We start from the raw sequence: 302 nt of genomic DNA, 5'->3' as shown, positions 1-302 counted from the left end.
GGTGTCGCTGCTGCTGATGGGGCTGTCCACGGCGGTGGTGGGGGTGCTGCCGGGGTTCGCCGAGTGGGGGTGGTGGGCGCCGGTGGCGCTGGTGGTGCTGCGGGTGTGTCAGGGGTTGGGGCTGGGCGGGGAGTGGGGCGGTGCGGCGCTGCTGGTGGCGGAGAACGCGCCGGCCGGGCGGCGGGGGCGGTACGGGGCGTATCTGCAGTTGGGGCCGACGACCGGGTTCGTGCTGGCGAACGGGATCTTCCTGGTGCTGCAACTGTGGTTGGACGAGGCGGCGTTCAGGTCCTGGGGCTGGC

At 73.8% G+C, this 302-nt stretch carries 1 protein-coding gene; it reads left to right on the top strand.

Annotated features, from left to right (window positions below):
- Window positions 1-302, top strand: a 302-nt coding sequence (locus BI06_RS53260) for an MFS transporter (RefSeq protein ID WP_233290055.1), incomplete at both ends; no start/stop codon positions are given.

Origin of the sequence: Kitasatospora sp. MBT66 (genome assembly GCF_000710405.2) — a bacterium.
GTDB lineage: Bacteria > Actinomycetota > Actinomycetes > Streptomycetales > Streptomycetaceae > Kitasatospora > Kitasatospora purpeofusca.
The sequence above is the reverse complement of the archived record's forward strand: the minus strand, read 5'-3'. Positions and strand labels throughout refer to the sequence as shown.